Consider the following 18,686-nt stretch of genomic DNA (forward strand, 5'->3'; position numbering starts at 1 on the left):
TCTGTATCGAGATGTGACTATTATTACAGAGTTTTTTTATAAATAAAAATATGTTATTTTGATTTCATATATAAGATATTTTGATATGTAACGATTTATCTAAGTCGATCTGATAAATAGCTATATCAACCTATAAAATCATAGTTTTCATTTTTTAAAATGTTAATATATGAGAATTATTTAAAAAGACTTCTCAACAAAGTTATGAAAAAAATTATTGCGACTTTCACATTACTATTTTTGTTAATACCACTAGGTTATTCGGAAGGTAAGCTAGTTTTTGTATCGATGATTACACGCCATGGTGATAGAGCACCTTTTGCCAATATCAAAAATGCTGAATATGATTGGGGAACAGGACTGTCTGAACTTACTCCAATTGGTATGAATCAAGAGTTTAATCTAGGTAGTCAGCTAAGACAAAGATATATCAAAAACTTTAAATTACTTAATTGTAAGTATGATAATCAAAGTATTTTTGTGTTATCAAGTCATACTAATCGCACTGTAGAGAGTGCGCAAAGTTTATTAATGGGGCTATATCCAGCAGGTACAGGTCCTGTTTTAGATAACGGACAATATGCTATCAATGGAGGCTTTCAACCAATTCCTATTATGACTTTGTCAGCTGAATCTAAACTTATACAATTTCCTTATGAGCAATATCTAGCTGTGTTGAGAGAATATATCTATAACTCTAAAATATGGCAAGATAAGACTAAAGAAGCAGAACCTAACTTTGCAAAATGGCAGCAAATATTAGGTAATAAAATATCAGGTTTAAATGATGTTATTACAGTAGGAGATGTTTTGATAGTTGCTAAGGCACATGGTAAACCTCTACCAAAAGGACTATCTCAAGAAGATGCTGATCAGATAGTAGCTCTTACAGACTGGGGCTTGGCACAACAGTTCAAATCACAAAAAGTTGCCTACATTATGGGTGGTGAACTTACTAATAGAATAATACAAGATTTAAATAATGCTGCTGATAGTAAATCTAAATATAAAATGACTTATTATTCAGGTCATGATTTGACTCTTTTGGAAGTAATGGGAACATTAGGAGTACCTCTAGAAGAAGCACCAGGATATGCAAGTAATATGCAATTTGAGCTTTTCAAAGATGGCGATACTTACAAAGTTAAACTTAGATATGATGGTGAATATGTTAAATTACCAATTATGGATGAGGATGATAGTTGTACACTAGATGCTCTAAATAAATATATGCAAAACATCAACGATAAATTCAAAAAATAGATTTAATTATTTTCTTAGATAAGCTGTGTAATATTGCTCAGTCATCCCTTCAGCCTTTCGATAGTCTGGGATATTTTCTCTTTGCTTACTATCAATTAGTTCAAACTCAATATTTGGAGAGAAGTTCTTTATCAGCTCAGCTTGAGTAACACTATATGGAGGAGTCTGAGATTTTTTGTCATGCTCCATCACGAGTAGTAGTATTTGAGTATTATCAGAGCATACTTGTAGCATCATTTTTGCATATCTAGCTCTTATATCTTCTGGCAAAGCAATATAAGCACCTCGGTCGTACCAAATGTCAAAATCTGGTAAGTTTTTGGCTGTTTTAGGTAAGTCGAAAATATCTGTTACATATATCTCAATATCATTACCTTTGTAACACTTATTGTCACTCTCTTCGATAATTTCATATTTGATATTATTTTGGCTAAAAAATGATAAAACAGCTTTTTCTGAAAGTTCGATACCGACTACTTTAATTCCCTCTGATAGGAAGTATAGCATATCTATACTACAGCCACACATTGGCACCAAACACACCGAAGAGTCGTTTATGTTGAATCTACAAAAGTGTTTAACCAAAAATTCATTAGGAGCTTCTTGACAAAAATCGACATCATTATTTTGCCATCTATCAAGCCAGTATTGATTATTATTAAGTTCAAACTTATTCATATTTCAACCTTGTAAATAGTAGGATTTCCCATAAAGTTAGTGTCATCCTCATGCTTGACACAGGGATCTCTTAGATATCTGAGAGATTCCAACCTGTGTAGGGATGACCAAATGGATCAGATCGCTATTTTCTAATTAGCAATTATTAATCTATAGACATATTAACATGAACGATTAGATAAATATTACTTTTAAATATGGCGATTTATACTATGGTTCTTTATAATCTCGATAGATTATAAAGGAGGAAAAAATGTCAAATCAAAGTTTACTTATCAAAAATGCTACAGTTGTAAATGAAGGCAAAACATTTAAATCTGATGTTTTAGTAGAGAATGGCAAGATCGCTCAAGTTGCTGCAAATATAGACAAATCAGCAGATAAAATCATAGATGCTACAGGGCTTCATTTACTACCAGGTATGATTGATGATCAGGTGCATTTTAGAGAGCCTGGGCTTATGCATAAGGGCGATATCGAGTCAGAATCGCGTGCTGCTGTAATGGGCGGTATCACATCTTATATGGAGATGCCGAATGTAAGTCCAGCTACTACAGTAGTTGAACGACTAGATGAGAAAAAAGAGCGTGCTGCGGCTAGATCACATGCAAACTATGCTTTTTATTTAGGTGCGACAAATGATAATGTTGAGGAACTAAAACGCCTAAAGCCAAATGATGCTTGTGCTATCAAGATTTTCATGGGCGCTTCAACGGGTAATATGTTAGTAAATAATAAAGAAACTCTAGAAGGCTTCTTTAAAAACAGTCCATTACTTATAGTAACTCATTGTGAAGATACTCCAATGATTACGGAGCTTGAGAACAAAGCGCGTGAGAAATACGGTGATAATGTACCTTTTGACTTACATCCAGAGATTCGCTCGCGTGAGGCTTGCTTCAAATCATCAGAGCTAGCAGTAAATTTAGCAAAGAAATATAACTCAAGATTGCATGTACTTCATCTAACAACAGCTGAAGAGATGGTACATTTTGATAATACTATTCCTCTTGAGGAAAAGAGAATCACGGCAGAGGTTTGTGCGCATCATTTATTCTTCTCACGCAAAGATTATGCTGATAAAGGTTCTCGTATCAAATGCAACCCAGCAATCAAAGAAGAAAGCGATCGTTTGAAACTTCTAGAATGTGTAGCTAATGATACTATTGATGTAATCGCAACAGATCACGCACCACATACTTGGGAAGAAAAGCAGGGCACTTATTTCAAAGCTCCAGCAGGTTTGCCACTTGTTGAGCAGGCGCTTATTTCAGTTTTAGAGCACTATCACAAAGGTTTCTTAACTTTAGAGCAAGTAGTACAAAAGACAGCACATGCTCCGGCAATTGTCTACAAAGTAAAAGATCGCGGCTTTATCCGTGAAGGGTATCATGCTGATTTAGTGCTTGTAGATCTTAATGATCCACATACTGTGACTGATGAGTGTTGTCATTATAAATGTGGTTGGACTCCATTTAATGGCATCACTTTCCAATCAAAAGTTCAAACTACAATCATTAATGGTGTAGTGAAATATCATAAAGGTAAAGTTGTTAGTGATCAAAGAGGACAGTGTTTAGAATTTAATCATGAGTTTTAGAGGGATGTAATATCGATGTTTTCAACAGTTCTATCTGGTGTTATAGTCTTTGTAGTATCTCAATATGTGCTTGAACTTATGATAAAACCTTATATTGAAGCTAATAAGTTATATGCTTTAATAAGTGAAGAGGTTTTAAGTAACTTGGCAAAAATAACTAATGGTAATATTGAAGATGATACTAGAAAAAGCTTAAGAAATTTAGGAGCAAAACTAGTATCAGTTAAGCAAGCCTATTTTATTTTCAGCAAAAAAAGCAAGAAAGAAGCTTTAAGCGTAGCACAACAATTAAATTGTATCGCTAATACACGAAAAGAGTTGGATAAAAATTGGTGCGAGAATATAGTAGAGTCATTAAATAAACTGAATACTCATAATAAGATAGTAATTGGTTACACATCTTAGTTAATATATTTCGCTACTTACTCCGTAAGTTTTAGCGACATACTTTTTTCATGGCAGAAAAAGTATGCAAAACTGCCTAGCACTACGCTATCGTAGCCAAAATCAAATGGAAAATAAAAAACTCACTTCGTTCAAACAGCTTTATTTTCTAATCATTTGTTTTTGAAGCTACTAATCGCTAATGTGCAGAGATTCCCCTTCAAATATTGAAGGGGTGGCTTGCGTAGCAAGACGGGGTAGTTAAGTTATTTGTCATCCTATGGCTTGACCATAGGATCCATAGGTATATTTAAATAAAAGTTTTAAAAGTTAGATTCTAAGATCAAGTCGTAGAATGGCAAAATGAGTTATTTTATATACTCATCAAACCAAGTAATTTGCTTAGCCAATATCTTCTGTAGAGGCTCGCCTTCATAACATTCATAGTGACTAATTCCTTCTAGAACCATTAGCTCTTTTGGCTCATTAGCTTTTTCATACAATATATGTGACTCTTCAACTGGGTTTACAGAGTCAGTATCAGAGGCAACTATTAGTACCGGAATTTTTAGATTACCAATATAGTTCTCTGGTTTATGCGACATAGTTTCATTAACTGTTAAAAAAGGAATCTTAATATCAAAAGCATCATATTCTTTGCTATATCTTTCATAGAAGCCTATAGATTGCTCATCTGTTAGTACCTTATGTAATGGCACCGTCATTTCTTTGCCAGTTTTTTCTTTCTTAGCTAACATTTTGTCAATCATGCCAATGAACTTTTCTTTTTCCTCATCTGACATATTACCTGTGATTACTCTCTCACCATTTCCAAAAGTTAGCTGAACTGATAGACACTTGACAATATCATTTTGTGCAGCTGCTGTGATAGCGTTAGCACCACCATAAGAAGTACCCCAAAGTCCAATTTTATTAGAATCAACAAAATCTAAACCAACAACATAATCAATCGCAGAATGAATATCTTCAATTTGTAGTTTTGGTACTAGTCGACCTCTTTCGCCTTCGCTCTCGCCAAAGCCTCTATAGTCAAAGTTAAGTACAACATACCCAGCCTTTGCAAAAGCTTCAGCATATGCCGGTAACAATACTTCTTTAAACCCAGCAAAACCATGACATAAAACTATCGCAGGATATTTGTTATTTTGATCAAAGTTTTCAGGTTTATATAGCTGTGCTGATATATTACATCCATGAGATGTGAAGTTTACTTTTTCCATATTTCTTCTAGTTGTTAGTTTATATACTTGTGTAACTTTATTTTAGCAGAAATTAAGCGCGGTAACTTACAGAAGAGATTTTTATATACAAACTTATTATGACAAAAGAGTATAATGGTAAGTAAATTTTATTATTGATATTGGACATGGATAAACAGCAAATAATCACTACTACACAAAATTGGGTCAAAACATTTGTTGTAGGAATGAATCTTTGCCCATTCGCTAAGCGTGAAGTTGTTAAAAATAGAGTTCGTTATTTTGTCTCAGAAGCAACAAATACAGAGCAATTATTAGCAGAAGTACAGACAGAACTAGAGTTATTAGAGAGTGACACGAATGTTGAGACAACTTTAGTTATTCATCCGTATATTTTACAAGACTTTTACGACTACAATGACTTTCTATATGATACAGATAACCTTTTGATTGATATATCATTAGAAGGAGTTTATCAGATTGCAAGTTTTCATCCTGATTATCAGTTTGAAGGGGTAGACTTAAATGATGTTGAGAATTATACAAACCGTTCGCCTTATCCGATGTTGCACTTGATTCGAGAAGAGTCTCTTGAGAGAGCAATAGCAAACTATCCAAACCCAGATGATATTCCTCAAAGAAATATTGATTTGATGAATAAGCTTGGAATAGATAAAGTTAAAGCTTTGTTGAAGTCTTGTATGGATATAGCTAATCCGAATGACTTTTGAAACCATTTTTGTCATCTTATGTCTTGACCATAGGATCCACTTATTATGAGCTTTAAACTTGGATTCTACGATCAAGTCGTAGAATGACATATTTTCTTTCGGACTAACTATATCTGAAATATAAGAGACTATTTTATCGGTATCATAACCTCATTAGTACGTAAGAATGGTATTGTCCATGGCGGATTATACCCAGCTGCCTCTGGTTGGCCGACTATCTCGTAATTGTTGGCTTTTATCCATGTTTTAAGTTTAGTAGTATTGCTATCTATAGAATCTTTGTCTAGGAAACCACTAAATGTAACTACCGCCATTTTAGTTTCTGGTTTCTCAACCAATTTGATTTTATCACTAGTCGGTTTTGGAGCATTTTGTAGAGTATATTGAGCCGGTAATACAAAAGCTATAGTCCATGATTTATCATCTCCAGCTATCATTACAGGAGCTGTCATCTGAATTTTTTGTGATGATTGTTCTATTTTGACAGGAGCAGTCATTTGTATATCTTGCTTGGCAATATTTGCACCTGTTATGTATCTAAACAAGTAACCAAAACCTTTGTTGACAGCAGACTTATAGTCAGAGTCTTCGACAGTTACTTGAGCTTCAGTAAGAGGAGCATAAACTCTAACAGAGAAATTATCATCTGTTTTAATATTTGTATATTTAGCTTGAGGAGTATTATTGATTCCAACTATGCTACAAGATGATAATGCTAAAGCAGATATTACCGATAAAGATTTTTTTAACATATCTTACACTCCTTAGGAATTGCTGTAAAAGATATCTATACTTATCATTATAAATCACAATATGGTTATCTAAGAGTTAAAGTTTTGTAAGGTTAAGTTGTTATAATTGTGCAAAACTTAAATAAAATAAGGTTTAAATATGACTAAATTACTCAAAATAATAGCGCTACTTGCTGTTATGGTAGGAGCCTCTTATGCTTCAGTTGAAAAGCCACTTAATCTTTTGGTCGAAAGAGCTTCTTTGATGCAAGGTGTCGGAATATGTAAGCATAAGCTTAATAGTCCTCTATATGATGCAGATCAAGAGCTTAGAGTACTACAAAATGCTCAAGGTTTAGCAAAAATGAATCATTTAGAATCTAGCTCGTTTCTGATTTTTATCCAATTACAAATGGATTTATCTAAGCAAATAGAAGATTATTATGCAAAAAATGCAACTCAGCAACAGCTTGAGCAACAAAGCTCAGATTGTTTGTCTATATATCGAGATAAGATTAAAAAAGTTGATGAACAACTCTATCCGGCAATAAGTCAAAACATCAGCGAAATTAATAAAGATAAAGACTTAACTAAAAAGCTTAGTGAGCTTGTGAAAAAACAAAATATTAAAGGTATCCCTCAAAATCCAAACTATATAGAGTTATTAGCAAATAGTTTGCAAAGTATTAAAGTAGCTCAATAAGTTGATTTAAAGAATTAAAAAGAGAAAATTTAAGATATTAGTTATTTTTTATCCATTTTTGTCTTAAGTCTAAAGTAAATGGATATTCTTTATTCTTAGGCATTTGATGGTAATTAAACTGCTTAGAGCTACCTTTTTTATCTACAATAACTCTCTTAGTCTCATTACTGTAAGCAGTATTACCAGTAGCTGATACAACAGGATCATTTTCAACAAGATCACCTTGTGAATGATTGAAATCCCAGTATCTATTAATTCTACGCGATTCCGCTTCGTATGAGTTAACAGGGAATGTCTCATAACTTCTGCCACCTGGATGAGAAACAAAGTAGTTAAAGCCACCTATAGATCTATTATTCCATTTATCAACGATATCAAAAGTTAATGGAGTATCAACACCAATAGTTGGATGTAATGCTGACCACGGCTGCCATGCTTTGTATCGAACACCACTGACATACTCGCCTTCAACATTTGTCTTTGATAATGGGATTTGTACACCATTACATGTAACAGCATATCTTTCATCGTTAAAATTTTGGATTTTCAGCTGTAATCTCTCTACAGAAGAGTCAACATATCTTGCAGTTCCTTGAGAGCTAGATTCTTCACCTAATACATGCCATGGTTCTATCGCAGCTCTTATCTCGCAGTGCATATTGTTGATAGTAGTCATACCATATAGAGGGAATCTAAACTCAAAGAATGGATCAAACCACTCAAGTTTAAACTCATAGCCTTCTTCATTTAGGAATTGTACAACTTCTCTGATATCTTCTTTTACATAATGCTCTAATAAGAACTTATCATGTAGTCTTGTCCCCCAGCGTACTAAGTCGTGTTTATATGGTTTTTTCCAAAAACAAGATACCAATGCTCTTACTAATAGCATTTGCAATAGTGCCATCTGAGAGTGAGGAGGCATATCAAATGCTCTAAGCTCTAAAATACCTAATCTGCCAGAGCTACTATCTGGTGAGTAAAGTTTATCGATACAAAACTCACTTCTGTGTGTGTTACCAGTAATATCAGTCAGCATATGCCTAAACAATCTATCAACTAACCAGAATGGTACATTTGAGTCATCATCGGGTATTTGTGAGAAGGCTATTTCTAATTCGTATAGATTTTCTAATCTGCCTTCATCAACTCTTGGTGCTTGAGAAGTAGGACCAATAAATGCACCACTAAATAAGTATGATAAACCAGGATGATGTTGCCAAAATGTTATCAAACTTCTAAGCAAATTAGGTCTTCTTAATAGTGGTGAATCACTTGGCTTAGCAGCACCTAGAGTAACATGGTTACCACCACCAGTACCCGTATGTTTGCCATCAATTGCAAATTTCTCTGTGCCAAGTCTGCACTGTCTAGCATCTTCATATAAACCAAGTATATTGTCACTTAGCTCTTTCCATGAGTGTGCTGGCTGTATGTTTACTTCTATTACACCTGGATCTGGAGTTACTTTTATTCTATCTGTTCTATTATCTTGAGGTGGCTCATAACCCTCTATAATAACTGCTATATTTAATTTTTTGGCAGTTGCTTCTATAGAGGCTATTAGATCTAAGAATACTTCAGTATCATTTATCGGTGGTAAGAATATACATAGCTTATTATTTCTAATTTCTGTAGAAATAGCAGTTCTTACAAATGCACTATAAGTATTATGAGGTGTCGTATTTGAGTTAATCTCTTTTGATCTTTGCTCAACCGGTGTTATATAGTCCCCAAGGTTAGGGTATGATGCAAACAAGTCTGTTTCGACAGATTTTTCAATCTCGACATGTGGCTTAAGAATTAATGAGTCTAAAGGAAGTCTAAAGCCAAGCGGAGAATTACCCGCTAACAAGAACAGGTTCCCTCTTCTAAACTCCCATTTAGAGCTTATCCATTTTGTTTTACCAAAATCTAAAGGCAGTACATAACCAACTTCTTCATCTAGTCCAAAGCTTAACTTCTCAGCTATAGTACGTCTTTCTAAAGGATCTTTGAGATTATATTTCATCGGATCGACATCTATCGGAAGTTCAGCCTCTTTCATTATGTAGTAGATAGGATCTTCATAAGCAGCTACGATATTCTGATCACTAACTCCTAAAACTAACGATAGTGTAGATAAGAATTTTTTAGCATCAGCAGTTTTGTATGGATATGATTTATTCATATCTGCCAATAATTCTGGGTTTTTCCATACTGGATTACCATCTTTTCGCCAATAAACAGTAGTCTGCCATCTTGGAAGAGGCTCTCCTGGATACCATTTACCCTGAGCATGATGTAACAATCCACCATTAGTTGTAGATGATAATAATTTTCTAGCTAATTTATTAGCTAGTTCTCTTTTGTGTGGACCATCGGCCTCTGTATTCCATTGAGCTGACTCCATATCATCTATAGATACGAAAGTTGGCTCACCTCCCATTGTTAATCGCACATCATTTTCAACTAGATCTCTATCAACTTTGAAGCCCAAATTGTAGATATCTTGCCATTGGTTTTCTGTGTATGGTTTGGTAACTCTTGGAGACTCAAATATTCTTGTGACCTTGTTCTCATAGAAGAACTCTGTTTCACAGACATCAGTAGCACCCTCGATAGCATGAGCACTATTGTAGTGAGGTGTACAAGCTAATGGAATATGACCCTCTCCAGCAAAAAGCCCACTAGTAGAATCTAGACCAATCCAGCCAGCTCCAGGTACATAAACCTCTGTCCAAGCATGTAAGTCTGTAAAGTCTTCTTCTGGTCCATTAGGTCCATCTAATGATTCAACATCAGCTTTTAGTTGTACTAAATAGCCAGATACAAATCTTGCTGCAAGACCAAGATGTCTTAAAACTTGTACAAATAACCAAGAGAAGTCTCTACAGCTACCAAGTTTTTTATCAAGAGTTTCTTTAGGTGTTTGCACACCTGGTTCAAGTCGGATAGTATAGTTAAGAGTGTTATATATTTTTTGATTTATCTCTACTAAGAAGTCTATTATAGGTTTTTTAGATTTGTCTATAGAAGCGACAAAGTCTCTTAACTCTTTTGAGTCATCTTCTAACTCTAGATATGGTGCTAATTCTTTTTTCAAATCTTTTTTGTATTGGAAAGGATAGTCTTTTGCTCCCTCTTCAACAAAGAAGTCAAATGGGTTGATAGTAATCATGTCAGCGATAATTTCAACATCAATACAAAACTCATCAGTTCGTTCGGGGAAGACTAATCTAGCTAAATAGTTTCCAAAAGGGTCTTGTTGCCAATTAATAAAATGGCTATTTGGCTTAATTTTAAGCGAGTAAGATTCTATTGGTGTTCTGCTATGTGGAGCAGGTCTTAACCTTATAATATGAGGAGATAATGAAATTTTCTTATCATATTTGTATTGAGTTCTATGAGAAATAACTACTTTTAAAGCCATAATAAACCTACCTTTTATGCTTCTGTAATGAGATATATAGATAAAAATAATTATCTATATAGTCTAATAATACATAATTTTAAGGATTTTATGAAAAGTAAGTTAGTATATAGAGTTAAAAATTTTGAAAAATATAAATTAAAAAGTAGAAAAAACTAAATTAATCTGAGGCTTTTAGATAGATTTATCATAATTTGACATAGATAAAAATGAGAAGCTCAAAATATAGTTTACTATCACCATAAATTAAACTAATATATACTTTCAACATCGATTAATCATTTGAGAAACTTAATGAAAATAATGTTCTCAGCAGATGGTATCTCTAAGTCTGATTTAGAGAAAACAGCCACTGTTTCAAAGTATGTTGACTGTGTTAAAATTGGTCATATCCTGTGTTCAACGCTATCCTTTAAAGAAATTCATCAATTAGTTGGCGATAAAGATATTTTTTTGGATTTTAAGTTACACGATATCCCAAATACAGTTAAAACTGCAATAGAAAACTACTCAAAAGCTATTCCAAATTTTAAATACTTCACATTTCACGGTACTGCTAGTGATGAAATGGTCAAAGCAGCACTTGCAGCAGATACTCAAGCAATACCATTAGCTGTGATTACTCTTAGTAGTGATGCTAATTTTGATAAGGCAGATAGTCTAGCAAAATTTGAGAGATGTGTGGATTTAGGTGTGGAAAACTTTATATGTCATCCACATTTAGTTGCAGATGTTAGATCAAAATTTGGGGATAAAATCAAATTGTATGTACCAGGTGTGAGACTTGAGAGTGACTTAAGTGATGATCACTTTAATGCTTTGACACCTAAAAAAGCTAAAAAGCTAGGCGTTGACTACATTATCGTAGGTAGACCTCTTCTACGTGCTGATGATATTGTTGAGAAGCTAAAAGAGTTTGAGTGTTAAGATGCAAAATCAAGATCTTAAAAGAATAATAATCTCGCCACCGTTTGGCAAATATCTTAAATTTACCGAAACCTCTAATGTTTATGGTTCTTTTACAGTTAATAGACGCTGGGGACTTATCAAACAAGCTCTCAAAACTATCCGTAAAATAGATAAAAACGCTTGGCGTAATAAGATTGGTTTGCGTAATCCAGGGTTAGCAAATGCAAAGCCACCGAAAAGGTCGCAAGATATTATATCTTTGGCGGCATTAGAGATGTCAGACTGGCATAGTTTTGCAGAGACTTTAAAGTTACCAAAGTTTGCCAATCATAAAAATATTGAGATAAATATAGGTTGTCCTAATGCTAGTATTGTTGATTTTCCTGCTGAGCTAGCTCCGATATTTGTTGGTAGAAATATCAGTATCAAAATGCCACCAACTGTAAATCATAATGCTAAGATTAGAGAATATCTTGCCGTAGGGATTACAACTTTTCATTTGTGTAATACTATCCCTACAGCTAAGGGTGGAGTTTCAGGTTATCCATTACATGAGTATAGTTTGCCTGCTATCAAAAAAGCTAGAGAAGAGTTCGGCGATAGTATCACTATAATTGGTGGAGGCGGTATTTATACTCTTGAAGATGCTAAAAAATATATAGATACAGGGGCAGATCACTTATCTCTAAGCTCTATAATGTTTAATCCTATTAAAGGTAAAAAGCTAGTAAAAGAGATTGTTAGGAAGTTTGGCTTTTAATTTATGATTTCAAAAATTATAGAGTTTACAAGGATTGGTATAATAGTTGTTGGTGGCTTTGTGGTCTCCTTTCTGTTTAACCAAAACTCTATAGAGCTACTGCACTATAATACATTGATTATTGTTATATCACTATCAGGACTCTCTGGATTAGAGGGGATATTTTTTAGTAAACAATCAGCAAAATCTTTAGGTAGGCAAACAAATCGACCTTACCAACTACAATCTGGTGTTAATAATTTATCTGTAGCTTTAGTTGCTAGTTTTGTTTGGTATATGCAATGGGGAATCTATGCTGATGCTACTGTACTACTATGTTGCTTAACCTTTTTTACTCTATCGGCAGTTATCCATACTTGGGAGTTTTTGACATCTAAGAATTTAACTAGAAAAAATGCTATGAGAGTAGTATTGATCTTAGGGTTACTAATTTGGCAGATACCTATTATATATGGTGCTCTGAATACTTATTCATAGTCTTTCTTTTTAAGCAGTAGCTTATCTGTATTTTTATATGATTGTGGGGCAAAATCTCCCATCCATTCTTTAACTGCTTTGAAGCTCTCGATAAATGTTTGTTTATCGCCATCCGATACTTTTTCAGCATTAGAGTTTACAAATTCAGCAAATTCGGCGATAGTTTGCTGTCTTTGCTTATCTGACATAATAATATCAGCATATAAGCCTGGACCTTGGCTAAAAAGTCTACCAACAATATTAAGTTCCATCTTATATACTGGGCTAGCTAGTTTTAACATTTTTTGAATATCAACATTTTTGTGCTTAAGAAATAGCCCTAGACAGTAGACACTAAAATGCTCAATACCTTGGATAAAAGTCATAGCTTCATCATGCTCTTCGGCAGTCATTTTTTCGATACTAAAGCCAATTCTCGCTAGATCATCGATAAAGTATTGATACTTATCTTGCTGTTTACCATCACAGACTACAATTACTTGATTGTCGGGAGAGCTAATAGTTGGACCAAATATGGGATGTAGCCCCACCACAGGACCATCATAATTAGTTAACATACTATCTAAAGGTTCTTTTTTGATACTAGTATAGTCAGCTAATATAGTGCCTTCAGAAAGATAGGGTATTGTTTTTTTGATAATTTCATCAGTTAAATATATTGGTACAGATAGTATTACAATGTCTTGATTAGCAAGTTTTTGCTCGGGGGTTTGCCAATCACTTTCATCAAAAATAGTTAGTGCATATTCAGGTAGGAATTTGCTAAAGATATTTTGAGTCATCTGACCCATTTCACCACTACCACCAATTATACAAATTCTTTTTTGCATATTTATACCTTAAAAGTAAAAGTTACAGGACCATCATTTGTCAAAGACACTTTCATATCAGCACCAAATATTCCAGATTGGACTTTATCATATTTATTCTTGAATATATCTACAAACTCTTTGAATTTTTCTTTTGCTATTTCAGGAGGACAACCACTACTAAAGCTTGGCCTATTACCTTTCTTTGTATCAGCAGCAAGTGTAAATTGTGGTACAAGAATTATCTCTCCATCAATATCTGCTAGAGATAAGTTCATCTTGCCTGCCTCATCTTCAAATATACGATACTTGATGATTTTATCAGTCATTTTTTCGAAGTTTTGGTGAGTGTCTTCATTCTCAACACAGACTAGTGCTAAGATACCTTTATTTATATCAGCAACTTTTTGACCATCAACTACTACATTTGCGCAGTTTACTCTTTGTATGATACTAAGCATATCAATATATTGTTTTTGTTAAATCAATCCTTAAATTGTATCAAAAACATCTGTATACTCTTACAAAAATATTTGTTAAATAAAATCTCTAAATGAAAAAAATATTTCCCTTGGTTCTTTTTGTCATTTTGTATCTTTTGATATGGGATGGGCTAACTCTTTTGATTCATTCGCCTTATAGTATTTCTCCTGATACTATAGAAAATATTATGTGGGGTATGCATCCAAGTTTAATGTATGATAAGCATCCTGGTTTAGGAGCACTATTCCTCAAGCCATTTGTATTACTTTTTTCGCCATTATTAGCGAATCTATTAGCAACATCTATTTGTATAGTTGTTACATGGCTATATATATACAAGATAATGAGGCTATATTTTGAGCATAAAGAAGCTATCTTTGTTACCTTACTATCATTATTAAGCTTTTTTTATATGGGAGAATTTTTTCTTCAATATAATCAAAATATAATACTGCTACCATTTTGGACAGCAAGTGCTTATTTTTTTATAAAAGCTATAGATTCTAATAGAACTATCTATTGGCTTTTAACTGCTTTAATAGTTGCTTTAGCAGTGTATGCTAAGTTTCAAATAGCTATAGTAGCAGTAGCAATGCTGGCGTATTTAATATTTAATTATAAAGTTTGTTACACTAAGAATATTTTGTTATCAGCTGTATTTGGTTTTGTATTACTAATACCAGGTATGGTTTCTTTGTATGAGCTTAACTTTATCACTATACATTATGCGGCAGCTAGAGTTGCTGAGCCTAATTCTAGTATGCTTTTTAACATATTTAATGGCTTATTTGATAGTATATTTCAGCTACTTAATTTTGCTGTTGCTATAGTTATTCTTGTATATTTAGCTTTTAGAAAAAATATAATAAGAGTCTACTCTAAATTATCTAATAACCAAAAAGCTATAGTTTATATAGGAGTAACGCCATATATAATCTTTTGTTTATTAGAGATGTTTAATGGAGCATTACCAACAGAGTGGTTGGTGTGTGCTACAGCATTACTTATTCCAGCTATATATATATTATTTAGACTAAAAACTACTAATATTTCTCTATACAAGATAGCGGTATTTGGTTTAGTTGTGAATTTAATTTATTTTATTGCATTTAATATTAGTACCTTCACAAATAATAAGATAGAGCATAACAACATTGGCAATGGTATTGCCGTAGTAGCCGATAATTTAATTAAAGATAATCACTTAGCTTACCCAGAGTATGCATCAGGAAGCTGGGATTATGGACTTTATCTGACAGCATTTATGAGTAAACACCCTAACTTTGTAAGAGAGTGGTACAAGTTAAGCTCTAAAGGCTCTATGGTTATGGTTTTCCCTGGCTGTGGTGGTGAATATGGTTATATAGATAATGATATTAAAACACTAGGCTATACTCTGATATATAAGACGTGCCAAAATGTACAATTAACAGATAAAATAAAACCTCAAGAGAAACCTTTTACGTTCTATTTTGTTGAGAAGTAGACTTTCTTATATGCGCCATAAGAATTATAACTATAATAATTACACATAAAACGGGTCCAAGTATAATGGGAACCTGTTTGTCTATATGTTGACCTAAGAATCCAGAAATAAACAAGCAGATTGAAGCGCCGATTGAGCCAGACATTATCAAGAAAGAAGACACTTTAGGACTTGAGTAATTAGCATTATTTATACCATAGCCTAGAAGTGTAGGGAACATCGCCGCACATCCAAATCCTAACACTACACCGCCTAATATAAATCCATAAAGACTCTCAGCAATCAAGAATATTATAAATCCTATCAAAGTAATAAATGAACTTATCATAATATAAACAGCAGGCTTAATTCTTGTAAGTACGAATAGTCCTACAATCAATCTTGAAATGGCAATAATACCCCAAAATAAGCCGATAATAAGACCGACATCTGTGACTTTTAGATGCTTAGCTTCTTGTAAATATGGTGAGAACCAATATGAAACAATATATTCGATATATACATAAATCATTATCGCTAATGCAATCAGCACTACACTAAGATTTAGAAGTTTTGGTTTAGATGATTCGAGCTTGTTATCTATGTTATCAATTTTGATAGAGCTTTTATCTTCAAATTTAGTCAAAAATATAATTACTAATAACACTAAGTATAAGCATCCCATGCCTATAAATACTGCACGCCATGAGAAGTGTTCAACTATATGACCACCAATAAAGGGTACAAATGCAGATCCTGCGCCAAAGAAGAAATTTAGAACATTTAGGCGTGATTCACTTTTGCCACTTTTAGAGTATGCTGCATGAATAGTCTGACTAACAGCAGGAACTAAAAAGCCTACACAAGTACCATTTAAAAGAGCGCACAAAGCATAGATATATAAAGGAAATCCTGCTGCTATGGTAAATTGAGCGATAAGGCCTATTATCAAGGCAATTAATAAGGTATTTCTGCAACCTAAAGAGCTCATTGTTTTTGAGCTTAAGGCGTTACCTATCAAGAGACCTAATATATTCAACACATCAATATAGACAATATGTGATACATTTACATGATAATGACTAGAAATTTGAGGTGATACTAGTCCTAATATAGCTCCAAAACCACCTGTAATAAAAGCGGCTATGAAACAAATACTTACGGCTTTTATTTTTAAGTTTTCTGGGACTATAAAAGTTGATAATTGATTACTTGTATTAATTGATGCCATTACTATACTCTCTTTTTTTTTATTCCCATATTGAACTAAGCTCATGTAGCTTGACAGTTATATCATTTTTATTAGCTACACTTATCTGTAATGTATTTTCTATTATATTAGAAGGGTCAAATCGCATCGTAATAGACTCTTCACCTTTATTAACAAAAAGCTCTATACTAGTTGTATCTAAGAAAATATCTACACTTACATTTTGAGATGATATGTCTACTATAGAAGCCTCTGTTATAACCTCCGAGAAGTTATTTTTTACTGTTAATTGATTATTTTGATAGCTAATATTAAAGACATAATTTTGATTGGTTTTTAGAAGATTTAGTTGCCATTGCTCTTTAGAGCTAAAATCTAAATTTAGTTCTATTAGATTTGAAGGCAGAGTAATATCTTGATCGAAGTTTCTGATTTCTATAGTTTTATTTCTAAGGTTTTTATAATTATCTACAGGATAAGATAAAAGTTTATCTTTGTTTATTCTAAGCTGTCTCATTAAGCTCATAGCACCTGCAGAATCTTCTTTTGCTCGATTTTTAAAATCTTCCCAACAGTTCATCCAGCCTATGGCATACCTATTACCATTAGCTTCGAAAGTTTGTGGAGCATAAAATTCCTTCGCTGAGTCTATATATCTAAGAGGAATCTTGGGTATAAAATGTTTGCCATCAAAATCACCAATATAGTAATACGATTGATAATTAAAATCTTTTTTATCTTTAGTTTCAAATATTGACAAAATAAGAACATATTTACCATCAAGGTAAAATAGATCTGGACACTCTAATGTTCTACCTGAGAGAGTTCTCTCTTGAAATAAGATACTATGATAAACCCAGCTCTCAGCATCATCAGATCTATACAGTACAACGCTTGGGTATCCATTTGCATAGGTGCCAATAACTAGGTAGTAACAGTCAAATTTTTCATCGAACCATACTTTAGTATCTCTAAAATCATAAGAACAAAAATCTGGCTTATGATTTATTACTGTTGTGGGTTTTGAGAAGTGAATAGCATCTTTGCTTTTGATGAGATTTTGTTTTTCTATAAAGATATTTGGAGTATTGTCTAAATCTTCAAAGTGCTCTGTATAAGTCAGAAAAAGCTCATTATTGATAACTGTAGCACTTCCTGAGAAAGCACCACCAATATATCTATCATCAAGATCGTTTTGTGGGTAAATAGCAATAGGTAGATGTTGCCAATGTACCATATCTTCAGATACTGCATGTCCCCAGTGTAGCATTGGTGTATGCTTACCATAAGGATAATGTTGGTAAAACATATGATATTTACCTTTGAAGTAAACTAAGCCATTTGGATCATTTAGCCAAGCTTCTTTTGCAGTGAAGTGATATTGTAGACGCTCAGTATTTCTTATATTTGAATTATCATGAGAATGACATGACTGCCATTTACCATATTTTAGGCTAAAGCAGATACCTCCCCGCTCAAGCAAAGAATCATCATACAGCCAACCGTTCTCTATACTTACATTTTGAGTATCACAAACAATTTTTAGGGTATATTCTTTATCAGCTTCTAGTAGCCACTCAATATGATAATACTTGGTTTTTAATGTGGTTGTTTGGATTGGATGACATTCTACAACTATATCATTGTGATAGAGCTTAAATTGCCCATGCTGATTGGTGTTATAGTCAAAAGATATTACACAGTTAGTTTTGACGTTCAGGCTAAAAGAATTTTCATCGAGTTTTGTTATAAGCATTTTCAAAACAATAAAGAAGTATATAAGAAAAGTTTAAGTGACTAAATATCTATAGTCAATTTATAATCATTAAAACAAAATTAGGCTTACTATTT

17 protein-coding genes are annotated in these 18,686 nt (G+C 33.2%); 9 read left to right on the forward strand and 8 right to left on the reverse strand.

Annotated features, from left to right (window positions below; translation table 11 throughout):
- Positions 1 to 204 precede the first annotated feature (204 nt).
- Positions 205 to 1,263: a histidine phosphatase family protein gene (locus tag IMS64_RS09375; protein WP_211490529.1), complete on the forward strand. Its 1,059-nt coding sequence runs from the start codon at positions 205 to 207 to the stop codon at positions 1,261 to 1,263.
- 6 nt (positions 1,264 to 1,269) lie between these two features.
- Here IMS64_RS09375 and IMS64_RS09380 read toward each other — a convergent pair whose 3' ends face one another.
- On the reverse strand, positions 1,270 to 1,941 hold the full coding sequence (locus IMS64_RS09380) for a thiopurine S-methyltransferase (RefSeq protein WP_211490530.1): 672 nt from the start codon (positions 1,939 to 1,941) through the stop codon (positions 1,270 to 1,272).
- A gap of 253 nt (positions 1,942 to 2,194) precedes the next feature.
- On the opposite strand from IMS64_RS09380, the gene IMS64_RS09385 reads away from it, so the two are divergent.
- Positions 2,195 to 3,541: a dihydroorotase gene (locus IMS64_RS09385; protein ID WP_211490531.1), complete on the forward strand. Its 1,347-nt coding sequence runs from the start codon at positions 2,195 to 2,197 to the stop codon at positions 3,539 to 3,541.
- A 15-nt stretch (positions 3,542 to 3,556) separates the two neighbouring features.
- Positions 3,557 to 3,946, forward strand: a complete 390-nt coding sequence (locus IMS64_RS09390) for a hypothetical protein (protein WP_088820625.1) — start codon at positions 3,557 to 3,559, stop codon at positions 3,944 to 3,946.
- A 347-nt stretch (positions 3,947 to 4,293) separates the two neighbouring features.
- On the opposite strand, the gene uilS is transcribed toward IMS64_RS09390, so the two are convergent.
- Positions 4,294 to 5,166: a UilS family quorum-quenching N-acyl-homoserine lactonase gene (gene uilS / locus IMS64_RS09395; RefSeq protein WP_211490532.1), complete on the reverse strand. Its 873-nt coding sequence runs from the start codon at positions 5,164 to 5,166 to the stop codon at positions 4,294 to 4,296.
- A 146-nt stretch (positions 5,167 to 5,312) separates the two neighbouring features.
- Between uilS and IMS64_RS09400 the strand changes: the two genes are divergently transcribed.
- Complete coding sequence (locus IMS64_RS09400; RefSeq protein WP_211490533.1) at positions 5,313 to 5,876, forward strand: DUF1415 domain-containing protein; 564 nt, start codon at positions 5,313 to 5,315, stop codon at positions 5,874 to 5,876.
- Between the two features lie 128 nt (positions 5,877 to 6,004).
- Here IMS64_RS09400 and IMS64_RS09405 read toward each other — a convergent pair whose 3' ends face one another.
- Positions 6,005 to 6,628: an SOUL family heme-binding protein gene (locus IMS64_RS09405; RefSeq protein WP_211490534.1), complete on the reverse strand. Its 624-nt coding sequence runs from the start codon at positions 6,626 to 6,628 to the stop codon at positions 6,005 to 6,007.
- Between the two features lie 139 nt (positions 6,629 to 6,767).
- Here IMS64_RS09405 and IMS64_RS09410 point away from each other — a divergent pair, with 139 nt between their 5' ends.
- Positions 6,768 to 7,310: a chorismate mutase gene (locus IMS64_RS09410; protein WP_035737327.1), complete on the forward strand. Its 543-nt coding sequence runs from the start codon at positions 6,768 to 6,770 to the stop codon at positions 7,308 to 7,310.
- A 37-nt stretch (positions 7,311 to 7,347) separates the two neighbouring features.
- Here IMS64_RS09410 and IMS64_RS09415 read toward each other — a convergent pair whose 3' ends face one another.
- Positions 7,348 to 10,722, reverse strand: coding sequence for a transglutaminase family protein (locus IMS64_RS09415; protein ID WP_211490535.1), 3,375 nt, complete (start codon positions 10,720 to 10,722; stop codon positions 7,348 to 7,350).
- 294 nt (positions 10,723 to 11,016) lie between these two features.
- On the opposite strand from IMS64_RS09415, the gene pyrF reads away from it, so the two are divergent.
- Genes pyrF through IMS64_RS09430 form a run of 3 tightly spaced genes read left to right on the forward strand, consistent with a single transcriptional unit; the run spans position 11,017 to position 12,868 of the window.
- Positions 11,017 to 11,649, forward strand: coding sequence for an orotidine-5'-phosphate decarboxylase (pyrF, locus tag IMS64_RS09420; RefSeq protein ID WP_211490536.1), 633 nt, complete (start codon positions 11,017 to 11,019; stop codon positions 11,647 to 11,649).
- Between the two features lies 1 nt (position 11,650).
- Positions 11,651 to 12,391: a HisA/HisF-related TIM barrel protein gene (locus IMS64_RS09425; protein WP_211490537.1), complete on the forward strand. Its 741-nt coding sequence runs from the start codon at positions 11,651 to 11,653 to the stop codon at positions 12,389 to 12,391.
- 3 nt (positions 12,392 to 12,394) lie between these two features.
- Positions 12,395 to 12,868 (forward strand): DUF6790 family protein, encoded by a 474-nt coding sequence (locus IMS64_RS09430; protein ID WP_244972907.1) that lies wholly within the window; start codon positions 12,395 to 12,397, stop codon positions 12,866 to 12,868.
- On the opposite strand, the gene tyrA is transcribed toward IMS64_RS09430, so the two are convergent.
- Both tyrA and dtd read right to left on the reverse strand, forming a co-directional pair.
- Complete coding sequence (gene tyrA, locus IMS64_RS09435; protein WP_211490538.1) at positions 12,859 to 13,698, reverse strand: bifunctional chorismate mutase/prephenate dehydrogenase; 840 nt, start codon at positions 13,696 to 13,698, stop codon at positions 12,859 to 12,861. The two genes, IMS64_RS09430 and tyrA, sit on opposite strands and share 10 nt — an antisense overlap.
- 2 nt (positions 13,699 to 13,700) lie before the next feature.
- Positions 13,701 to 14,138: a D-aminoacyl-tRNA deacylase gene (gene dtd / locus IMS64_RS09440; protein ID WP_211490539.1), complete on the reverse strand. Its 438-nt coding sequence runs from the start codon at positions 14,136 to 14,138 to the stop codon at positions 13,701 to 13,703.
- Between the two features lie 92 nt (positions 14,139 to 14,230).
- Between dtd and IMS64_RS09445 the strand changes: the two genes are divergently transcribed.
- Positions 14,231 to 15,646 carry a glycosyltransferase family 39 protein gene (locus tag IMS64_RS09445; RefSeq protein ID WP_211490540.1) on the forward strand — a complete coding sequence of 472 codons (1,416 nt, stop codon included), beginning with the start codon at positions 14,231 to 14,233 and terminating at the stop codon, positions 15,644 to 15,646.
- On the opposite strand, the gene IMS64_RS09450 is transcribed toward IMS64_RS09445, so the two are convergent.
- Positions 15,621 to 16,856 carry an MFS transporter gene (locus tag IMS64_RS09450; RefSeq protein ID WP_211490541.1) on the reverse strand — a complete coding sequence of 412 codons (1,236 nt, stop codon included), beginning with the start codon at positions 16,854 to 16,856 and terminating at the stop codon, positions 15,621 to 15,623. The genes IMS64_RS09445 and IMS64_RS09450 overlap by 26 nt on opposite strands.
- Before the next feature lie 19 nt (positions 16,857 to 16,875).
- On the reverse strand, positions 16,876 to 18,591 hold the full coding sequence (locus IMS64_RS09455; RefSeq protein WP_211490542.1) for a glycoside hydrolase family 32 protein: 1,716 nt from the start codon (positions 18,589 to 18,591) through the stop codon (positions 16,876 to 16,878).
- Positions 18,592 to 18,686 lie beyond the last annotated feature (95 nt).

It is taken from the genome of Francisella philomiragia (genome assembly GCF_018135955.1).
Lineage (GTDB): Bacteria > Pseudomonadota > Gammaproteobacteria > Francisellales > Francisellaceae > Francisella > Francisella philomiragia.